Here is a 3135-nt window from a genome sequence, read left to right on the forward strand (position 1 = left end):
GGGTTGTTCAGGTTGATCGTAAAGGACATGTTCGAAATGCCGCTGATGACTGTTTTCACCGTGCCAGCAGAAAGCTTCAAATCGTTCGGGTATGGGGACTGGATGACAACTCCCGCCTGATCATCCGGACCGTCAAAAATCTTAACCTCAAACACTAGATCAGCTCCTTATAGAAACTGAATTTGATCGTTCCCGTGCCGCTAACCGTCATCGGATTCTCACCGATTTCTAGCCGAAAGGATTCGCTTTTGCTTTGCCCAGATGGCACCTGATAGGTCGTGCCGTTCTTCACGATTTCCATCGCTTCACTGGCCGTAATCGTCGGCACAACACCGACCGAACCGAGGTTCATCAGATTCACGGTTAAGCTGCCATCAACATCAAATGTGACCGGCTGAGCGTAATCCAGCAAGAAATTAAACGGATCCCAGAGATCATTGCCCTCTTCCAACTCACCGCGCATGAACGGGTAGGCTTCAAACTCTAAAGTAATGAGCAGCCGGCCAAATGGATGATCGTCATCCACGTCAACGCTTGTACATTTCGCCCACCAGTAATAGCCTTTGTCGTGATCGTCAACAAGTTTTCCGAAGCCAGGCTTCATCAACCAGTTTTTCAAAACGATTTCATCAACCTTGCGATACTGATAATCTCGCTGATAGGCCTCAAACGTATACGAGAGCGTCCGATTCTTAAAGATGCGCTCGCCCAAAATCATAGAAAAATCATAGTTTCCCTGCATGAAGGGAACCTCTTCAGTGATCGTCTTCTCTTCCGGTGTGGGCGCCTGTCGTTCTTTCAAGCTCATGCCATAATCTTTCGTGTGGGTACCGTTAAAATAAAAGCCTTCCTCAATGCCCATCACAGCCCCCACCTTTCTGAGAGTGCTAACCGACTGCCGCCGGCACGATCATATTCAGTGTAGGTGCCACCCACGAGTGCGCCTGTATCTAGGACAACAACCTGCCGGCTATTCGCCATCTTCTCAAGCAATCGCTCAACACGACCCATATCTTGCGTTTGGGACTGACCATTACTCCGGTCTGCATAGCTACTGTTTTGCGCTGATTCCCGAGCATAGCGCATGCTGACATCATGCGGAATTACTTGAGAACCGTCTGGCAGGTTGACAAGTTCGCCTCGTCCGCCCTCATTCATGACGGCAAATCCACCCTGCCAATCGTCGGTACCGTGTGCCAGGTAGGGGATCTTGCTGATGCTGACACCTGGGATCTTATTGATCAGTGAGACAGCACTATTGATTCCACCAATAACCTTGTTTACAAATCCTTTGACCTGCCCTACTAGCTGACTAACCGCTCCGGAAATACCGCTAAAGACACCGGAAACGAACCCTGTGAGTCCGCTCCAGGCACCTTGAATTGCGTCAAATACGCCCGTTACAGTACGGGAGACGCTACCCATGACACGGCTGACAATACTATAAACGGCACCAAATACCTTTGAAAAAGTGGATGATATTCTGCTGGCAATCGACATTACCGTGTTAATTGAGGACCCGATAAAAGATGTAACCCCTTGAAAAACAGAGGTCACGACAATTAGGACTCCTCTAAAAATACTTCCAAAGACTCGTACCAAGGTAGAAATAATGCCAGCAACAATCCCGATAATTGGGGCAATCACGGCAATAACACTTGCTATGATATTGGCCACAAAAGAAACGATCGGTGCAACGATGTTAATAACGCCCATTATTAGGCTGGCAATGAATGAAAGAACCGGTGTAAGCGTTGAAATGATCGCTGAAACAACAGACACAAGAATGGCTATCACTACTGAGGCCACTTCCATAACGATCTTAATAATTGCCATAATTACAGGCAATAAGGCTTTAATGACACTCATGACCACATTAATTAACGCAATCACTGCAGGCAGAATGGCTGTGATAAAATTGCCTATTACGGAAGCTATTGTCACCAGCAAGGGAAGCAGTGCAGACAACAAAAGGCCGATAAAGGGTGCTATTTCTGCAATCAGCTGACCGATCATAACAATAATTTGACTAATAACGGGTAAGATCATTTGAATGACCTGAGAAATCACAGGAATTATAGAAATAATCACGTCCATAATCACGGGAGCCAGAGTACCTATGACCGCCACAACGGCCGTAACCACTTGAACAATTACAGGTAAGAGGCTGGCAACTACTTGTGAAACGGTAGTGATAACCTGACCGATTACTGGAACAAGCGCTTGAAACGTTGAAATGAATAACGGAACCGCTTCAGCAACGATTACGCCAAACATTTGTATTATTTGTCCAACAACGGGGGCCATGACTTGGATGAGCTGGCTGAAAGTATCAGATAGTTGCGGCCCGATTTGAGAAAACACACCGATTAATAGTTTCACCGCCGGATTCAACTGCAGAATAAAACCTAATATAGAAAGCAGAAGGCCAGAATCCATGGATCCGCCCATGCTCTCTTTAATACTTTCAAAGGCATTGACTACAATTTGTTTTAAATCTTGAAAGGCAGGAACGACCTCATTCATTATCGGTGTAAATAGATTCTTCAATCCGTTAAATACACTCGCGATAATTGGGCCAATCGACTGAACGACACTAGACACGGTCTGACCGATCTGTGAAAAAGCCGATAGAACGCTGCTACGAAACCTCTCATTCGTGGCCATAAAATAGCCAAATACGCCAGCAAGGGCGGCGATTGCGGCAATGACCAGACCGATCGGACTGACAATAAAGCCGATCGCGGTTATGAGCATGCCAATGCCTTGAGTTAACACGCCCAGAATAATCAAAATCGGTCCTGCTGAAGCAACAACAACAGCCGCCCATTTCTGCCATTCCGCAAAGGGCAAATTAGTCCAGATCGTGCCTAGAACACGCTGAACATTGCCCGCAAACGTCATGACTGTACTCTGCAAATCAGAGATAAGCCCTTGCATATCTGCATTTGGACTGCCTAACCCCGCTGCTAGGTTTTGTCCTGCGGCAAGCATAGAACCAAAAGAGCCGCTGACCGTGTCACTTGCCTCTTTTGCCGTTGTACCGGTAATATCCATTTCTTGTTGTGTTTTGTGGATAGCCAAGACAAGCTTATCGAAGGGTATATCTTTTACATTTTCTGCTGTTGCTTTAAA

Annotated in this window: 2 protein-coding genes; both read right to left on the bottom strand. The window is 46.5% G+C overall.

The window, feature by feature from the left end:
* Positions 1-154: 154 nt before the first annotated feature.
* Positions 155-862, bottom strand: coding sequence for a phage tail family protein (locus NIE88_RS21820; RefSeq protein WP_253065665.1), 708 nt, complete (start codon positions 860-862; stop codon positions 155-157).
* Positions 862-3135, bottom strand: a 2274-nt coding sequence (locus tag NIE88_RS21825) for a hypothetical protein (protein WP_253065666.1), incomplete at its 5' end; no start/stop codon positions are given. The genes NIE88_RS21825 and NIE88_RS21820, both read right to left, overlap by 1 nt.

The sequence above is a fragment of the Sporolactobacillus shoreicorticis genome (genome assembly GCF_024125445.1).
Classification (GTDB): domain Bacteria; phylum Bacillota; class Bacilli; order Bacillales; family Sporolactobacillaceae; genus Sporolactobacillus; species Sporolactobacillus shoreicorticis.